Below are 17,017 nucleotides of genomic sequence, written 5' to 3'. Positions count from 1 at the left end.
GGCGCTACGGAAATCAGCAGCGCGTCGACCGACGCAGCAATTGCTGCTGCCGCTTCGGAATCTGATCACCAGGTCAAGGCCAATAAATCGGTTTCGTTGGAGCTCGCGGCGCCTGCACCACGCTGATGGTGGTCTCACTGCTGGCTTTTGATTTGCAGCAGTCGGTCGCAAATATGTTGGGGTCACGCTGTAAGGCGCACAGAGCTTGTGGGTCTCTTATCGCTCTACGCCTTAAAAAAGCATAAAGGGAATGACAATGATGAAGGGAATCTGCAACTTGCTATGGTCAGGTTTTGCTGCATCACTGATCTGCATCGCAACACTGTATCCCCTCGCAACGCCGGCGCAGACTGCAGCGGACGTTCCGGCAGTGAAACTACTCAAAGCGCCGCTGACATCTCCGAGCGATGCATGGGACTACTACGGCAATAGCACAGTTCATACGAATGGAGTGGCATACAGTGCAACGCGTGCGCCTGAGATTCGGGAGATAGCTAAGGCTCTCGGTGCAGGCCGCCTGGCAACGGACGAATATACGAGCGCCGTTTATAAGTACGTGCGCGACAATATCAAGCCGGACTTTCGTTTTGGGCTCTCAAAGGGAGCATCTGGCGCTATCATCGATCAGTCAGGTACTGCGTTCGACCAAGCACAGCTAATGGTCGAACTGCTGCGCGAAGGAGGCGTCACTGCAGGGTACGTGATTGGCACGATTGGACTATCCAATGCAGAGTTCACAGCTTGGAGTGGGGTCAGTGGAGCGAAGGCGGTCTGCCAGTTTCTTGCTGATGGCGGTATTCCAGCGGAGATTAACTCCTCGACCAACTGCGAAAATCTCGGAACAGGGAATTTTTTAACGTTGAGAATGGCCCACATTTGGGTTTCGGCGAATAGCAAGAAGTACGATCCGGCTTATAAGGAACAGATTCAAAAGTCGGGGATCGACCTAGCAGCGGCGATGGGCTGCGGCACGCAAACATCGCCGACCTGCGGAAGCGCCATCCTCAACTCGGTTCCTGCCGTGGGAATATATCCAGGAACAACGAATGTAACGTATGTTCAGAACGCAAATTCCACCTCGATTGATGCACAATTGAAGGCATATGCGACGAATTTAGAGAGCCGGATCAAGAGCGACAGCGTCACTACTAAGAACAATTTACAGATAGAAGACATCGTCGGTGGATTGAAAATTGACGCGTCGGCGGCGGAGAGCCTGTCAGGATTTTTGTGTGTTGAGCCATACACTGCCCTCCGGGCAAGGAAGGACGTATGGCAAAGAAAGACACGGGGCCGTTTTCGGCCGAGCTGCTGGACTCGCTGCTGGCGGGGCGTGACCCCAAGACGATTCTCGATTCAGGCGGCCTGATTGGCGACCTGAAGAAGGCATTGGCCGAGCGCATGCTCAATGCCGAGATGGACGTTCATCTGGAAGGCGAAGCCGAGGCGGGCCTGTCGAATCACCGCAACGGCAGCAGCCCGAAGACGGTACTGACGCCGGATGGCGCGATCGAGCTGTCGATTCCGCGTGACCGCCATGGCCGCTTCGATCCGGCGCTGATCGCCAAGTACCGGCGCCGCTTTCCGGGTTTCGACGACAAGATCATCGCGCTCTACGCCCGCGGCGTGAGCACGCGCGACATCCAGGGGCACGTTCGCGAGCTGTACGGCATCGAGGTCTCACCGGACCTGGTCTCGGCCGTCACCGATTCGGTGATCGACGAGGTCACGGCGTGGCAGTCCCGGCCGCTGGAGCCGACCTACGCGATCGTCTTCTTCGACGCCTTGCGCGTCAAAATCCGCGATGAAGGCCTGGTCCGCAACAAGGCCGTGTACCTCGCCATCGGCATGCGCCCGTCCGGGCACAAGGAAGTGCTGGGCCTGTGGATCGAGCAGACCGAAGGCGCCAAGTTCTGGCTGCGCGTGATGAACGAGATCAAGGCGCGCGGGACAAACGATATCCTGATCGCCGTCGTTGACGGCCTGAAGGGGTTTCCCGAAGCGATCACCGCCGTCTTTCCCGATACCGTCGTCCAGACCTGCATCGTGCATCTGATCCGCTATTCGATGCAGTTCGCGTCCTGGAAGGAGCGCAAGGCCATCACCGCGGCGCTCAAGCCGATCTACCGGGCGGATAACGCCGAAGCGGCAGCTCGCGAGCTGGAAGCCTTCGATCAGGGCGAATGGGGCCGCAAATACCCGGTCATCGCCCAGAGCTGGCGGCGCAACTGGGAGGCCGTGATTCCGTTTTTCGCGTTCGCGGCCGACGTCCGGAAAATCATCTATACGACCAACGCGATCGAGAGCCTCAACGCATCGGTACGCAAGGCGATCCGCAACAAAGGGCATTTTCCGAACGATCAGGCCGCCACCAAGCTGATCTGGCTGGCACTGCGCTACATCACCGAGAACTGGAAGAATCCTCCCATCACATGGCACTCTGCCAGAGCGCAACTCGCCATCCAGTTCGGCGAACGTTTCGCGCTGACCGATTGATTACACCAACCGGCTCACACACAAAATTTCTGACAGCCCCGCAGACCCGAGCTGATCCGCGAGCTGCCGGAGCTGCAGCGCTGGGTTCGCGCCAGCGGCAAGTCCGTCGAGATCATCGCGCGCGACTATGGGCTGATCGTGCAGCGCGATCAGCAGCAGCGCTGGTAGCAGCAAACAGCACAGCGGCTAAAGGAAGGAGCCCGGCGATCAGGCCGGGCCTCTTTCATACAGCTATTAGCCGAGAGAGAGCTTCGTTCAAGAAAGCTTCCTTCTCTGCTGCACTGAGGCCATCCCACTTCTTATGCGTCACCGCAGCCAGTTCCTTCTCGACAAGCTGCGGCGGTTCGGTTGCCTCCCAATGAGATATCTGAGTCGCGCCACAGTAGGGGCACGCCGGCAATCTCCCGATCCGAAATTCAGATCCATCGCTATCTTCATCACATAGTGATGAAAAGATGGCTTGGACTACCTCGGCTTGCTTACGCGCTTTTAGTCTGGCTACTGCAGAGTGTCGCCGGATGGCTTCGCTGATCTCCGAATAGGTCAAATCTTGCGATGCGTTTAAGTACGCTTCCGCGCCCCGCTCACTCCGCATGAGAAACTCGCCGTACGAGCTATGCAAGGCCGCAGGTGCCTGAAAACTCTTTCCGCAGTTCCCACATGTGTAGTTGAAAATATGAAGGATGGCTTTCATTTGATCGGAGAAACCCCGTAAGCCCTCAGGACTTCGTTGGGTTCTACCCCGTAATCACGGACGGTTTGGAAAGAGCTGAAAACTTCTGATCCCTCTTGGCGACTCTACGCCGCATCCTCGGGTTGTGGAATCGCTCGATGTAGTCGAACAGATCGGCCCTGGCGATGTCGAGCGTCGCGTATCGAGTCCGATTGACGCGCTCACGCTTGAGCATGCCGAAGAAGCCCTCGCAGGCTGCGTTGTCCCCGCAGTGACCGACCGCACTCATTGAGCACAGCAGCGTATTTCTCGTCAGATAGCGCTGATAGTCACTACTGCGAAACTGGCTGCCACGATCCGAGTGCAGGATTACGGACCAGCCACCCTGACGCTGCCCGATCGCCGTCTCGACGGCGCGGATTACCATCTGACGATCCTGCCGATGGTGCATCGACCAGCCGATCACCAGCTTGCTGAACAGATCGAGCACGACGCACAGATACAGCTTGCCTTCGGCAGTCGGGATCTCGGTGATGTCTGTCACCCACTTGGTCTCGGGCTCCAGGGCGTTGAAGTCCCGCTCCAGCAGATTGCGCACCCCGGCCGGTGGCAGGCCAGGCCGGGCACGCTGGCCCCGGCGCTTCTTCCGGGGCCAGCCTTGCAAGCCGTTGCATGCCATCAGCCGGGCGACGCGATTCAGGCTGGCTGTTTCGCCTAGCTCGACAAGGTCTTCGTGCATCCGCGGCGCACCCAGCACGCCGCGACTGTCCTCGTGAAGCTCACGGATGCGCTCAAGCAGCCGATCGTTATCGACTTGACGCTCGCTCGGCTGGCGGCCGCTCCAGTCGTAGTAACCGCTCGGCGAGACCCGCAGGCAGCGACACATCAGACGAACCGGGAATTCATTGCGGCAACGCTCGATCGCCTGGTATCTCAGGACGACCCCTTGGCAAAGAACGTTGCCGCTGCGCGCAAAAAATCCCGCTCCTTGGTCACCCGGTTCAACTCGCGCTTCAGGCGGGCGACTTCCTCGTCGCGCGCCGTGCCGGTGCCGACGAAAGCGCTCTTTCCCGAGCCCTCCAGCTCACGCTTCCAGCGCGTCAGCAGGCTGTCCCGGATGCCCAGCTCCCGGGCGACCTGAGCGCAACTGACGCCCGGCTGGCGCGTCTGCTCAACAGCACCCCGCTTGAACTCCGGACTGAACTTCCTTCGCTTCGACATGAACACTCCTTTTGGCCAGTATCGGCCTTCTCGAAAGTGTCCGTGCTATCGGGGTAGAACCCGTTGAAGTTATCAAGCACCGCGTAATTCGCCCCTGATCCTCGCAGAGAGTTGTACTTGATGGCGTTAAAGCCTTCATCAAGAGCACGCGCACCAATCGCCTGAGTCTCAGATGAGATCGGCCCACCACGATACCCGTAGGCTTCTGCCACCTCAGGTACCGTCAAATCCAAAGTCCTCGCGGCATCGGAGTTCAACTCAAATCGAATCCCGGTAGTAGGCGCGGCCCCATGATGAGCAAGTTCTGCGAGAGCCGTTTCAGGTGCCTCAGCCACATAGAACGCTGGTCCAAAGCGACTATCCGGATTTAGGAAAGCGGGGTCTATGCCTTTCGTCAGAATGCTGTCAGCAGCACGCGGGCTCGTCGTGGCGTGGAATACATTTGTTGCCTCTCCGACCGTTGCACCTTCAGCAGCGAGACTGAATGCCTTCGCTGCGCCAAACCCACTGAGGACCTCCAGTGTCACTCCGAAAGCCGGCGTGTCATACGGCAATCGCAGGTTCTGCATGAATGGCACGTAGTCCGGGAATCCCGGCAGCGCACCACTCAGCAAGTTCGGCACACCTTCCACCACATCAATGCCGGCGTTGACGACCGCTCGACCAGTATCGCGTAGCGCGCTTCCAAGCGTGGTGTTGTCGACAGGTGGATTGACTCCTACCGAGGCTCCGGCATATCCAGTGTTGCCGATATACGCATCAAACTCCGCTTGCGAGGCTGCGACTCTGCCGCCCGTGACGGTGATGCTCAGAGAGCCCGGATTCGCCGAATTCCGATTCAGGTAAAACGGCACATCTCCAGCCGCCTGCGTGGCATCGGGCGCGTTCACCGTTGCGGATACGGGTACGAGCCAACCCGTTGTGCCGGCTGCTCGCTCCGATTCCTCCGCAGCCATCTCCGCGCGCATCTGTGCCTCGGCCTCTCGATCGAGGCCGGCAGCGGACGGCATCGGCTTCAGTTCCCCGACAATGTAGTTCCCGAGTGCAGTGCCAAACGCATCCGCCGCAATGTTCGCGAAGTTCAGCTTGCCGTGCCCATCCAGTGCGATCTGCACGCTGCGGTTCAGGGTGCCGGCGACGATATTGTTGAAAGTGTCCGTCAGGATGTTGCCCGAGTTCGGCAGCCCGAGCATCGTGTCCATCTCGCCCATGCCGGACCGGCCCAGAAGGCCCGTCGTCAGCGCCGCACCGGCCACCGCGCTCCACTGGAAGTGGGTGTGATCGTTGAGCGCCACGTTGATGCCTTGCCCTGCCGCTGCGCTGAGTACCGTGCGCGCCACCAAGCCGGCGGTAGGGCCGCCGAACGCACTGTTGAATGCCGCGGTGCTGCCCGGCGAGCTCAGACCCATCGTCACGCCGCCGGTCAGGCCGGCTTGCGCGACGGCGCGCCATGAGAAGCTGTCCTGCTGGTCCGTGGCGACCGCTACGGTCTGACCTGCGATACTGCCCGCCGCACCGCCTACTACACCGGCCGTCACGGCGGTCGCCGTGGTGCTGCCCGCGACGGCAGCTGTCGCTACGAAGCCAGTACCTTCTACATAGGTGGTCAGCCCTAGGGCGTAGGGCGCATAGATCGCCACGATGATCGTCACCACCACGATCAAAATCTGCGCGATCGGATTGCAGGACTTGGCCGGCGGCGCCGGCGGCTGCGGCGTGACGTCGCCGATGATCTCGGCGGCGTTGTACGGCTTGAACGTCTCGCTGTTGTTGTGGACGTTGCTGACCCGGTTCGGAATGATCAGCGACAGCCCGTCCGGCAATGCTTCGGAGCCGCTCAGCCCGTTGGCATCCGCGATCAGGTACCACAGGTCAGCATCGCCCCATACCGTCAGCGCAACCTTGCGCAGCGTGTCGCCTTCCGACGTCACGTAGCGGCCCGGCGCCGAGGCCGGATATTGATCCGAGACCGGCGTGTAGTTGAAGTCGAAGTCGACCGGCGCCTTGGTACCGGATCTATCGGGAGCTGGCGAGCAGGTGCAGGACAAGGCCACGCGCTGGCTCTGGACTTACAACCATGAGCGCCCGAACATGGCGCTTGGCGGCATCACACCAATGCAGAAACTTGCCTTGGCCGCTTAGCTCCACTTTTGGCGACCGCTGAAAGCGGGGGGATTACCGATGGTAAATCGGGTGAGTGCGGCGCGCGCTTCCCCGCAAAGAAAACGTAACAATTTGTCGTTGCAATTCTATTCTTGTCGTCGACCGGGGAGGGCAGCAGACATGGGCGTGGCGCCGATTGGCCTCAACGGCTTGCGCTCGACGGCGAAAATCCTACTAATCGATGACGACGCGAAGCTCTGTCGTCTGCTCGCTGGCCACCTGGAGCCGTTGGGCTACGCGGTAACCACGGTGTCCGACGGCTGGCTGGGGATTGGCCGCGTCAGCGCGGAGCCCTGGGATTTGGTCATCCTGGACATCATGTTGCCGCGCATGGACGGCTTCGAGGTGCTCAAGCGCATTCGTGCGCAATCCTCGGTGCCGGTGCTGATGCTGACGGCACGCGGCGACGAATTCGACCGCATCGTCGGTCTTGAAATTGGCGCGGACGATTACGTCCCGAAGACCTTCTCGTCGCGCGAACTGCTGGCGCGAATAAAGGCCCTGCTGCGCCGCGCACAGTCGAGCATCTCGCATGACGGCTGGCAGGCCGACGGCTCACTCGTTGCCGGGGAACTGAGACTGCAGCCGCATTCGCACGAAGCCTTCGTTGGCGGCACGACGGTACCCTTGACTCCGGTGGAGTTCGGCATCCTCCTATGCTTGGCGCGCACACGCGGCGCCGTGAAGCCGCGCGAGGAACTGATCGACGATGTTCGTGCGCTCGGGCGTTTCCAACTGCATGACCGCTCGCTGGACGTCCACATTTCCACACTGCGCAAAAAGCTGGGCGACCATGCCGAGGAACCGCGGTTCATCCGGACGGTTCGCGGCATCGGCTACATGCTGGTGGCGTCGCAGCGACCGTTGTCGTGAAGCGCATTGTTCCGCTCTACGGAAAATTCGTCGTCTGGCTGATCGCCAACCTGCTCCTGGTTTGCTGGGCCGCGTTCTTCTTTTTTCCAGAGCGCTACGGACTGGGCTGGAGCGTGCTGCTAACCCACTCGACGCGCGAACGTCTGCAAGACATCGCCGACGATCTGGTCGCCGAAGTAGGCCCCGTCGTCAGCCGCGAGATCAAAGTCGGCTTGCAGCGCTACGACGACGCCCATCATCTGCAGTTCTGCATTTTCGACGCCGCCGGACGCCAGTTGGCTGGTGATGAGCTTGATCCGCCTCGCGAAGTCGAGCAAGAGCTGGCGCGCACGGAGATTCTCGTTTTCTCGACGATTCCGGGCCCTCTGCTCGGCAATCTTGCGGCGCTGATGCCAGAGGATCGCGGCCGTATCGACCTGCCGCCTTGGCCGCCGCTCGACAGACGGGAATTGCAGCGCCAGCACTTTCTGCTGCATGTCGGCGATCGCTACTGGATCGGCGTTCGCGCGGCGATGCCGGACCTCAACGGCCGGTTGGCGCCCGTCACTGTACTGGCCAGCACACGGAGTTTCAGCCGCTTGCTGTTTTTTCTCGACACGACGCCTTGGCTTGGTGCAGCCCTACTGCTGATCGTGCTGTCGATTCTGTTATGGACGCCGCTGCTGTGGTCATTGGCGGACGCCATATCAAGTCTGCTGCGTGCCACTGAACGTATTGCCAACGGGCAATTCAACGCGCGTACCGGCATCGAACGGCAGGACGAGCTCGGCCGTCTCGCGCAGGCCGTCGATAACGTTGGCAGCCGTCTCGAAGGATTCGTCAGTAGCCAGAAGAACTTTCTCGCCGATATTGCGCACGAGGTATCGTCACCGCTCGGCCGGCTGCAGCTGAGCCTCGGATTGCTCGAGAATCTCATCGACGAGCGTGCACGGCCGGCATTCGGGGACGTGCACGAGGAGGTGCAGCTGATGTCCGAGCTGCTTGGCGAACTGCTCGCCTTCTCGCGTGCCAGCGTGGTCGGCGATGCGCGCCAACCGCCCCTGCCGTATTCGCTACAGGGTTTCGTGCTGGACGTCCTGCGCCGCGAAAGTGCTCGCGACCACGTGCTGGTCAACGTGCCGGACTCCATCCAGGTGCACGTCAATGCGTCGCTGCTTGGACGCGCGCTCGGCAATCTCGTGCGCAACGCCTTGCGCTACGCGGGCACAGAACGGGGTCCGATCGAAATCGTCGCGCACGGATCACAGCAGCACGTCTCGCTGCGCGTGATGGATCGTGGACCCGGTGTTCCGGAGCTGGCGTTGCTCAAGCTCGGCGATCCCTTCTATCGGCCGGAAGCGGCACGCAGTCGATCGAGCGGCGGCATCGGCCTGGGCTTGGCGACGGTTCGCAACTGCGTGACCGCTTGCGGCGGCAGCGTTAGCTTCCGTAATCGCCAAGGCGGTGGTTTCGAGGCGGATATCCATCTACCGCTGCCGCGGTTCTGACGCCGGCTTTTGCGCAACAGCACGCCGAACCTTAAGGAAACGTAAAGATAGCGACCGCCCGTACGTCGCAGCTCGGACTGTAAATCAATAGCTTGGCAGAGTAATGCGGGACCGGCTTAGGTATCTGTGAAGCGCGGCGAGTACGCAACAGAACTGTAAAAGAGCCGGCCTAGGGTCCCGAACGAGAAAGCAAACCGTGCTTTCGCGATTGGGAAATCCATGAGGGAGTTCACGCGTCATTTGCGGCCGCGTATGGCCGCATTTTTTGTGTATGCGGCTGTGAGCTGCGCGCCAGGCGTGCCATTCGTGCGAGCCGCCGAATCCGGCACAAGCGGTGGCACCGCCAGACTTGATGTCTGGGAGTACTACGTCAGCGGTAATACGGTGCTCGATGATAGCGCGATCGCCGAAGCGCTGGCCCCTTATCTCGGCCCGTCTCGCTCTCCGGACGACGTCGACCAGGCGCGCGCTGCACTCGAAGCCGCTTACCGGCAACGCGGCTACAAGACCGTCGGCGTGGCGATTCCGCAGCAGACCGTCCACGATGGCGTCGTGCGTCTCGATGTGGTGGAAGCGAGCGTTGGGCATCTCAACGTGATCGGTTCCAAATATCACTCCATCGAGCGGATCAAGGAGCAGGTACCTTCGCTCGCCGAAGGAAAGGTCCCTGACTTCGACGAGGTGCAGACGGACATCGTCGCCGTCAATCAGCAGTCGGATCGTCGCGTCACGCCGGCGCTGAAGGCCGGTTCGGCACCAGGCACAGTGGATGTCGACCTCGTGGTCGACGACGACCTGCCATTGCACGGCTCGTTCGAGCTCAACAATCGCAAGAGCCAGGACACCAGTTCACTGCGGGCGCTCGCCAGCGTGTCGTACGACAACCTCTGGCAGCGCGGTCACAGCCTGAATCTCTCGTATCAGACTGCACCGGAGAACGTCGAAGATGCGCGCGTCTTCTACGGCTCCTACCTTGCACGATTCGGGTCGAGTCCGTTCAGCCTGCTGCTGAGCGGCCTGCGCTCGGACAGCAATGTGTCGACGGTCGGTGGCACCGACGTGGTTGGCAACGGCACGGTCATCGGCGTACGCGGTGTCTGGGCTTTTCCGGCGACGGAAACCTTCTACAGCTCCATCAGCTTCGGCGTCGACTACAAGCGCTTCCGCAACCGCGTTTCGCTCAAGGGCGACAGCTTCGTCACGCCCATCGAGTACTACCCCTTCGCGCTGGGTTACAGCGGCGTGCTCCGTCAAGGTAGCGCGACGACGCAATTCGACATTGGCGCGCGTTTCGCGATGCGCGATTGGGGCAGCGACAGCGAGGTATTCATGCTCAATCGCTCGTATGCGCGCGGCCAGCAGTTCTCGGTTCGCGCCTCGCTGCAACAAAGCCTATCGCTGCCGGCCGGCTTCGAGTTGCGTGCGCGGCTCGGCGGGCAAATCACGGACGAGGCGCTGATCAGCAACGAACAGTTCAGCGCAGGTGGCCTCGACAGCGTGCGCGGCTATCTGGAAGCCGAGGTGCTCGGGGACCAGGGCGTCGACGCTTCGCTCGAGCTCCATGGTCCTTCACTGTTTTCCAAGAGCGGCTTCATCAAGCAGTTTGCCGTGTATGCCTTTGTCGACGGCGCACAGCTCAATCTGCGCGACGCGACACCCGATCAGGACGCGGAAGTGTCGATCGCCAGTAGCGGCATCGGGCTTGATCTGCAGCTCTGGAGCGCGTTGCACGGAGCACTGACATGGGCGGCGCCGTTCAAGGACGGGCCGGCAACGCAGGCCTGGGACAGTCGCGCGCTGTTCCGCGTATGGACCGATTTTTAGTGGCGAGGGAGTGGCAATGAAAGCAAGAACCATCTCGACAGCCTTGCGCGTGGCGCTGCTGCTGGCCTGCGGCGCGCTGCTGGCGCCGACCGCGTCCTGGGCGTGGTGGAACCAGGACTGGTCGTTTCGCAAGGAGATCGTCGTCGATCCGAGCGCCGAAGGCGCCGAAGTGCAGGCGAGCGAGAACGGCATACCGGTGCTGATCCGCCTGCACGAGGGTGTGTTCCGCTTCGAGGACGCTGCGCCGGGTGGCGCCGATCTGCGCTTCATCGCCGAGGACGACAAGACGCCGCTCAAGTATCACATCGAAAAATTCGACGCGGTCTTCAATCTCGCCTTCGTCTGGGTGCAGCTGCCGCAGCTCAAGGCCGGCGCGCCGACCAGGCTCTGGATGTACTACGGCAACGCGAAGGCGAGCGACGGCAGCGATGCGCGCGCGAGCTACGATCCCGATCAGGTTCTCGTCTATCACTTCGCCGAGCGCGGTACGCCGGCCCAGGATGCGACCGGCTACGCGAATCATTCGGCCTCGATCGCCACGCCCGACGACGCTGCATTGATCGGCACCGGCGCACGCTTCGACGGCCGCGCCAGCGTCGCGCTGCCGGCCTCGGCGGCACTGGCGTTCGCCGGCGGCGGTCATCTCACCTGGTCGGCCTGGGTCAATCCGGCGTCGGCGAACAGCGACGGCGTGATCTATGCGCGCCGTGACGGTGCTGCCGCATTCGTGGTCGGCCTGTCCGGCGGTGCGCCATATCTGCTGATCAGCGACGTCGCCGGCGGTGCGCGGCAGACGCCGGCCACGCAGCCGCTGACGGCGAAGAGCTGGCATCACCTTGCGGTCGTGGCGGGCGGCGATCGCGCGACGCTGTATGTCGATGGCCGTGCCGGACCGGAGCTCGCCGCGTCGCTGCCGGCGCTCGGCGGCAGCGCGACGCTGGGCGGCGACGCGCAGAACGCCGCGGCAGGTTTCATCGGCAGCATTGACGAGCTCGGCATCGCACGCGTGGCGCGCGACGCGGGCTGGTTGCGCATCGCCGCGCTGAACCAGGGGCCGAACGACAGCCTGCTGCGCTACGGCGCCGACGAACAGCTTTCATCCTGGGGATCGGGCTACGTCGGCGTGATCCTGCGCTCGGTGACGGTCGATGGCTGGGTGATCATCGCGCTGCTCGGCGTGATGGCGCTGATCAGCTGGATCGTCATGGTGCGCAAGACGCGCCAGGTGCACGCCGCCGTGCGCGCCAATCGTTCCTTCCTGGAGCTGTTCCGCGCCGTGGCCAGCGATTTCAGCGCGCTGAGCCATCAGCTCGCCGGCGGCATGTCGGTCGGCGGCGAGCTCGACGACGCGCGCCGCCGCGTGATCCTGCAGGCCCCGCTGTTCCGCATGTTCAACACCGGCGTCACCGAGCTGCGTCAGCGGCTGGCGGGCGACAACAGCAGTGACGGCCGCAAGTCCGCGTACCTGTCGGCACAGTCGATCGAGGCGATTCGCGCCGAGCTGGACCAGTCCCTCGTACAGGAAACCCAGCAGCTGAACCGCTCGATGGTACTGCTGACCATCGCCATCAGCGGCGGTCCGTTTCTCGGCCTGCTCGGCACGGTCATCGGCGTGATGATCACCTTCGCCGCGATCGCCATGGCCGGCGACGTCAACGTCAACTCGATCGCACCCGGCATCGCCGCGGCGCTGGTCGCCACGGTCGCCGGCCTCGCCGTCGCCATACCGGCACTGTTCGGCTACAACTACCTGCTGACGCGCATCAAGGACACCACGGCGCAGATGCAGGTGTTCGTCGACGCGTTCATCACGCGCATGGCCGAAAGCTACAAGGAGCCGCGCGCGCGGCGTGCGCTCGCCGCCGAGGACTAGCGCCATGCAGCTGCAATCCGACGACAAGCCGTACGACGACATCAACATCACGCCGATGCTCGATCTGGCGTATGTCCTGCTGATCATCTTCATCGTCATGACCACGGCGGCGGTGCAGGGCATCAAGGTCAACCTGCCCAAGGCCAGCGATACGCCCAGTCTTGCCAAGCCGAAGACGGTCGCGATCACCATCACCGACGGCGGCAAGATCTTCCTCGATGCCGTGCCGGTGACGCTCGACGAACTGGCGGAGCGGCTGCGCCAGAAGAAGGCGGTCGATCCCGAGCTGCCGGTCGTGGTGCGCGGCGACGGCACCACGCAGTATCAGAACGTGGTGGACGTACTGGCGCTGCTGGCCCAGCTCAACATCACGCAGCTCGGCCTCGTCACGCAGAAGCTCGTCAAGTAGGCCGCATGAATCGCGCATCTGCGCCACGCCTGACTCGCTACGCCGGCTACGGCTTTGGCGCGCTTGTCGTCATTGCGCTGATCGGCTCGTGCGTCTATCTGCTCGGCCGCGGTTCGGCTGTGCCGCGCAAGGCGGAACCGCAGGTCGTGCAGATGCGCGTCATCGAGCTGCCACCACCGCCGCCGCCGCCACCGCCGCCCGAGACCAGGATGGTCGAGGAAAAGCCGCAGCCGCAGTTCACCGAGCAAGCGCCGCAGGAACAGACGACGCCGCAGCCGAGCGACGAGCCGCCGGGCCCGCCGGCGCTCGATGTGCAGGGGCAGGGCGCCGCCGACGGCTTCGGTCTCGCCGGACGTCCGGGCGGCGGCGACTTCGTCGGTGGCGGCGGAGGTGGCGGCAGTCGTTTCGGGTGGTACTCGGCCCTGCTGCAGGGGCGCATCAGTCAGGCGCTGCAGAAGCAGCGCCGCCTTTACGACGCACGCTGGGAGATTCCGGCGCTGATCTGGCTCGACGAGACGGGCGCCGTGCAGCGCGTCGAACTGCTCGAGTCGTCGGGGAAGCCGGAAATCGACCGGCTGATCGTCAGCACCATCGAAGCGATGCCGCAGCTGCCGCAGCCGCCGCCCAAGGACATGCCGCAACCGATCGCGACGCGCATCAGCGCCTCGTGATCCATCGAGAAGCTCACAGGGAGTAAAGACCATGACTTTCGCTGCCGACCCCATCCGCCACGCGGCGCGTGCGCTGGCCGGATTTCGCATCGGTGTCGCCGGGCTGCTGCTCGGTCTGCCGATGCTGGCGGCCGCCGCCGACGCCGGCAATGCCGGCGCGGGTTCCGATGGCATCACCGAAGAACTGATCCGCCTGCTCGTCAAGCACAACGCGCTGCCGCGGGAGGATGCCGAGGCCTTGATCCGCAAGCTGCAGGCGCAGGAACAGGCAAAGGGTGCCGCCGGGAGCGGGACGCCGGCACAGACGACGGAGCCGGCAAAGCCGAGAGGCGGCGACGTGCGCGTGATTTACGTGCCGGAAGCCGAGAAGCAGAAGATGCAGGCCGAGATTCAGCAGAAAGTGCTGGAGACGGCGAAGAACGAGAACTGGGCGGAGCCGAACGCCTATCCCGGCTGGCTCAAGCGCATCAGCCTCGACGGCGATCTGCGCCTGCGCTACGAACTCGACGCCTTCGATTCGGGCAACTCGCCCTTCTTCGTCAACTACCAGGCCATCAACAGCGGCGCACCGTACGACGTCAATCCGGACACGAATCAGACGCTGCCGCCGCTGTTCAATACGACCGACGACCGCAACATGATGCGCGCGCGTGCGCGCGTCGGCCTGAAGGCCAAGGTGTCCGACGATCTCACCGTCGGCATGCGCTTCGCCAGCGGCAATACGACCAATCCGGTTTCCACCAATCAGACGCTCGGCACCGACTTCAACAAGCTGAGCTTTGTCGTCGACCGCGCGTATCTGAACTACAAGCCGTCGAAAAGCTGGTCGATCTGGGGCGGGCGCATGCCGAATCCCTGGCTGTCGACCGAGCTGATCTGGGACGACGATCTGAACTTCGACGGCGTCGCCCTGCAATACAAGTACGACGGCGACGTGCTGTCGCCGTTCGCCACGCTCGGCGCTTTTCCGGTGGAGAACACGGCCTTCGATTTTCCGTCGACCAGCGCCGTCAAGGCCGGCAGCCGCGACAAATGGCTGTACGGCGTACAGCTCGGGACCGGATGGCGCATCGCGCCGCGCGTCGAGGCGCGCGGCGGTTTCGCCTACTACTACTTCGACAAGATGCGCGGCAAGCGTTCGTCGCCGCTGTGCCCGGCCTATACCAGCGCGTCGCCATGCGACACCGACAGTTCGCGGGCCGGCTTTCTGCAGAAAGGCAACACGCTGTTCGCGCTGCGCGACCTCGGCGCCAATCCGAACGATCCGGACGGCCCGCAGTACCAGTACTTCGGCCTGGCCCCGTCGTTCCACATCGTCGATTTCACGGCCAAGCTCGATATCGCGCTGAACGGCCCGTGGCGGCTGCTGATCGACGGCGAGTACCTCGCCAATCTCGGCTATCACCGCAGCGACATGCGGGAACTCAAACCGATTCTGGCGACAAACTACGACCCCCTTACCGGCATTCTCAACGGCGGCAACCGTGCCTTCACCGGCCAGTTCACGGTCGGCTATCCGAAAGTCCGAGAACCCGGACAGTGGAACGTGACCGGCGGCTATCGCTATCTCGAGTCCGACGCCGCGCTCGACGCCTTCACCGATTCGGACTTCCATCTCGGCGGTACGAACGCCAAGGGTTTCTACATCGGCGGCAGCTTCGGGTTCACGCAAAACGCCTGGCTCAGCCTGCGCTGGCTCAGCGCGACCGAAATCAGCGGTCAGCCGCTGGCGATCGATGTCCTGCAGTTCGACGTCAACGCGCGCTTCTGACCATGACGAGCCGGATCGCCTACATGACCGTCGCCGCCGCCGTCGCGCTGGCCGCTGCGTCGATCGCGCATGCGCAAGGCAGCGAGGCCGAAAAGCGCCTGCGCGACATGCTGCGCCAGACGGCCGTCGAGCTGCGCGACGCGCAAACCCAGAACGCCCAGTTGCGTGCGCAGCTCGCCGAACTGCAGGAGCGGCTCGCCGCGAAAAGCGAAGCAGGACCGGCTGCACCACGAACGGACGATGCCGCGCTGCGCAGCGCGCGCAAGGAGTCGGCCGGCCTGCGCCGGACGCTCGAGGAGCGCGATCGAGCGCTCGAACAAGGGAAGCAGGCCTACGAGAAGGCCGCTCAGCTTCTGCAGCTGCGGGAAGCTCAGGCGAAACAGCTCGATCAGCAACAGCAGACGCTCGTCACGCGCGCCGAAACCTGCGAGCGCGACAACGCCGAACTCGTCGGCATCGGCCAGGACCTGCTGATGCGCTACCGCGACAAGGGAGTCTGGGACGCGCTTCGCGATGCGGAGCCCGTCACCGGCATTCATCGCGTGCGACTCGAAGCGCTCGCCCAGCAGTACCACGCCAGACTGGTCGATCTGCGCGCCGACGATCCGGGCAGCGGCTCTGCGCCTGACCAGCACTGAGGAGAAGAGACATGAGTACAGGCAAGAACGGCAGCAGCGAAACGAATGCGGATGTGGGCAGGCCGACGCTGTTGCCCGCGGTCGCGCCGTCGGACGTGGTCGCTGCGCTGCAGGCCGCCGGCTTCCGGGCCGAACTGGCCGACGACGCCAAGCGTCCGCGCGTGCGCAGCGCCGTGCAGGGGCTGGTGTTCTCAATCGAGTTCGTCAGCCAGCCGAACGAGCAGCAGCAATATCTTGATTTCAGCTTCCACGCTTCGATCCGCATCGAAGGCGCGCTGCCGGACAGCGTACTCAACCGCTGGAATCACGCCAAACGTTTCGTACGCCTAGTACGCAACGAGCGCTTCCTGCACGTGACCATGGACGTACTCGTTGCCGGCGGCGTCAGCGCGCAGCACCTCCGCGCGCAGTGCGAGCTCTGGGATCACCTGATCCGCGAGTTGGTGCTGCATTTGCGGCAGCCGGCGGTCGCCGAGGAGGCTTGAGATGCGCAAGGTCTGCGTCGCCTCTGGTATTGCGCTGCTGCTCATCGCAGCAGCGAGCAGCGCCGACGATGCCGTTCCGGAAGTGGTGGTGAAAGCGCGGCCGTCGGCGGGTAGTTGCGTCGCGCCGGGCGTGGACAACTATGCCTGCGTCAACGCCGACTTGACCGCGCTCGTCGCTCGTCAGCAAACCGAGCATGAGCTGATGGACGGCATCGTCGCCGGCGGCCTGCCGCAGAGCGCGCCGGGCCAGGGCCTCTACAACCAGACCGCCATGCGCATTCGCATGGGCGGCAACTTCGGACGTTCCGTCTATCCGCAGCGCCCACCGCAGCCGAGCTATCGGCCGCCGCTGATTCACTGAGCTTGGAGACGATCATGCCCCGCACTCCGTCGCGTCAACGAAAAGCCACTGTCGCAGCTCCGTCATCACCGC

The 17,017-nt window shown here is 63.1% G+C and carries 14 protein-coding genes and 1 pseudogene; 12 read left to right on the top strand and 3 right to left on the bottom strand.

The annotated features are described in order from the left end of the window. Positions 1–256: 256 nt before the first annotated feature. Both K343_RS24105 and K343_RS0114160 read left to right on the top strand, forming a co-directional pair. On the top strand, positions 257–1,369 hold the full coding sequence (locus K343_RS24105) for a transglutaminase-like domain-containing protein (RefSeq protein ID WP_161628897.1): 1,113 nt from the start codon (positions 257–259) through the stop codon (positions 1,367–1,369). After that, a complete protein-coding gene (locus K343_RS0114160) occupies positions 1,273–2,496 on the top strand; it encodes an IS256 family transposase (protein ID WP_028008645.1) in 1,224 nt (407 codons plus the stop codon). The genes K343_RS24105 and K343_RS0114160 overlap by 97 nt, the downstream gene beginning before the upstream one ends. Before the next feature lie 223 nt (positions 2,497–2,719). Here the strand turns inward: K343_RS0114160 and K343_RS24575 are convergent, their stop codons facing one another. From K343_RS24575 to K343_RS25065, 3 genes and pseudogenes are all read right to left on the bottom strand, one after another. Then, entirely contained in the window at positions 2,720–3,190 is a 471-nt protein-coding gene (locus K343_RS24575) for a hypothetical protein (protein WP_154662579.1), read from the bottom strand. Between the two features lie 43 nt (positions 3,191–3,233). After that, positions 3,234–4,390 (bottom strand): IS3 family transposase gene (locus K343_RS0114150; protein WP_154662578.1). Its coding sequence is split into 2 segments (ribosomal slippage): positions 3,234–4,150 and positions 4,150–4,390, totalling 1,158 coding nucleotides; the frame shifts between segments, so codons are not numbered across the junction. 83 nt (positions 4,391–4,473) lie between these two features. Continuing rightward, positions 4,474–4,959: pseudogene (locus K343_RS25065) on the bottom strand (RES family NAD+ phosphorylase); the annotation flags it as partial. A gap of 1,714 nt (positions 4,960–6,673) precedes the next feature. On the opposite strand from K343_RS25065, the gene K343_RS0114130 reads away from it, so the two are divergent. From K343_RS0114130 to K343_RS0114085, 10 genes are all read left to right on the top strand, one after another. Next, positions 6,674–7,426, top strand: a complete 753-nt coding sequence (locus tag K343_RS0114130) for a response regulator transcription factor (protein WP_043112807.1) — start codon at positions 6,674–6,676, stop codon at positions 7,424–7,426. After that, positions 7,423–8,913: a sensor histidine kinase gene (locus tag K343_RS22190; protein ID WP_028008639.1), complete on the top strand. Its 1,491-nt coding sequence runs from the start codon at positions 7,423–7,425 to the stop codon at positions 8,911–8,913. The genes K343_RS0114130 and K343_RS22190 overlap by 4 nt, the downstream gene beginning before the upstream one ends. Before the next feature lie 219 nt (positions 8,914–9,132). Beyond that, entirely contained in the window at positions 9,133–10,737 is a 1,605-nt protein-coding gene (locus K343_RS0114120; protein WP_084615898.1) for a ShlB/FhaC/HecB family hemolysin secretion/activation protein, read from the top strand. A gap of 16 nt (positions 10,738–10,753) precedes the next feature. Continuing rightward, positions 10,754–12,610, top strand: a complete 1,857-nt coding sequence (locus K343_RS0114115) for a DUF2341 domain-containing protein (protein WP_028008637.1) — start codon at positions 10,754–10,756, stop codon at positions 12,608–12,610. Between the two features lie 4 nt (positions 12,611–12,614). Beyond that, entirely contained in the window at positions 12,615–13,019 is a 405-nt protein-coding gene (locus tag K343_RS0114110) for an ExbD/TolR family protein (protein ID WP_028008636.1), read from the top strand. Positions 13,020–13,024: 5 nt separating this feature from the next. Further along, a complete protein-coding gene (locus tag K343_RS22185; protein ID WP_051278431.1) occupies positions 13,025–13,690 on the top strand; it encodes an energy transducer TonB family protein in 666 nt (221 codons plus the stop codon). Between the two features lie 31 nt (positions 13,691–13,721). Next, on the top strand, positions 13,722–15,461 hold the full coding sequence (locus tag K343_RS0114100) for a putative porin (protein WP_051278429.1): 1,740 nt from the start codon (positions 13,722–13,724) through the stop codon (positions 15,459–15,461). Positions 15,462–15,484: 23 nt separating this feature from the next. Further along, the gene (locus tag K343_RS22180) at positions 15,485–16,099 is read left to right on the top strand and encodes a hypothetical protein (RefSeq protein ID WP_154662576.1); all 615 of its coding nucleotides are present in this window, start codon (positions 15,485–15,487) and stop codon (positions 16,097–16,099) included. A gap of 11 nt (positions 16,100–16,110) precedes the next feature. Continuing rightward, a complete protein-coding gene (locus K343_RS22175) occupies positions 16,111–16,584 on the top strand; it encodes a YbjN domain-containing protein (RefSeq protein WP_051278428.1) in 474 nt (157 codons plus the stop codon). Between the two features lies 1 nt (position 16,585). Continuing rightward, entirely contained in the window at positions 16,586–16,945 is a 360-nt protein-coding gene (locus tag K343_RS0114085) for a hypothetical protein (RefSeq protein WP_028008634.1), read from the top strand. Positions 16,946–17,017 lie beyond the last annotated feature (72 nt).

This window comes from Solimonas flava DSM 18980 (genome assembly GCF_000426685.1).
In the GTDB taxonomy this organism is placed as follows: Bacteria; Pseudomonadota; Gammaproteobacteria; order Nevskiales; family Nevskiaceae; genus Solimonas; species Solimonas flava.
The sequence above is the reverse complement of the archived record's forward strand: the minus strand, read 5'-3'. Positions and strand labels throughout refer to the sequence as shown.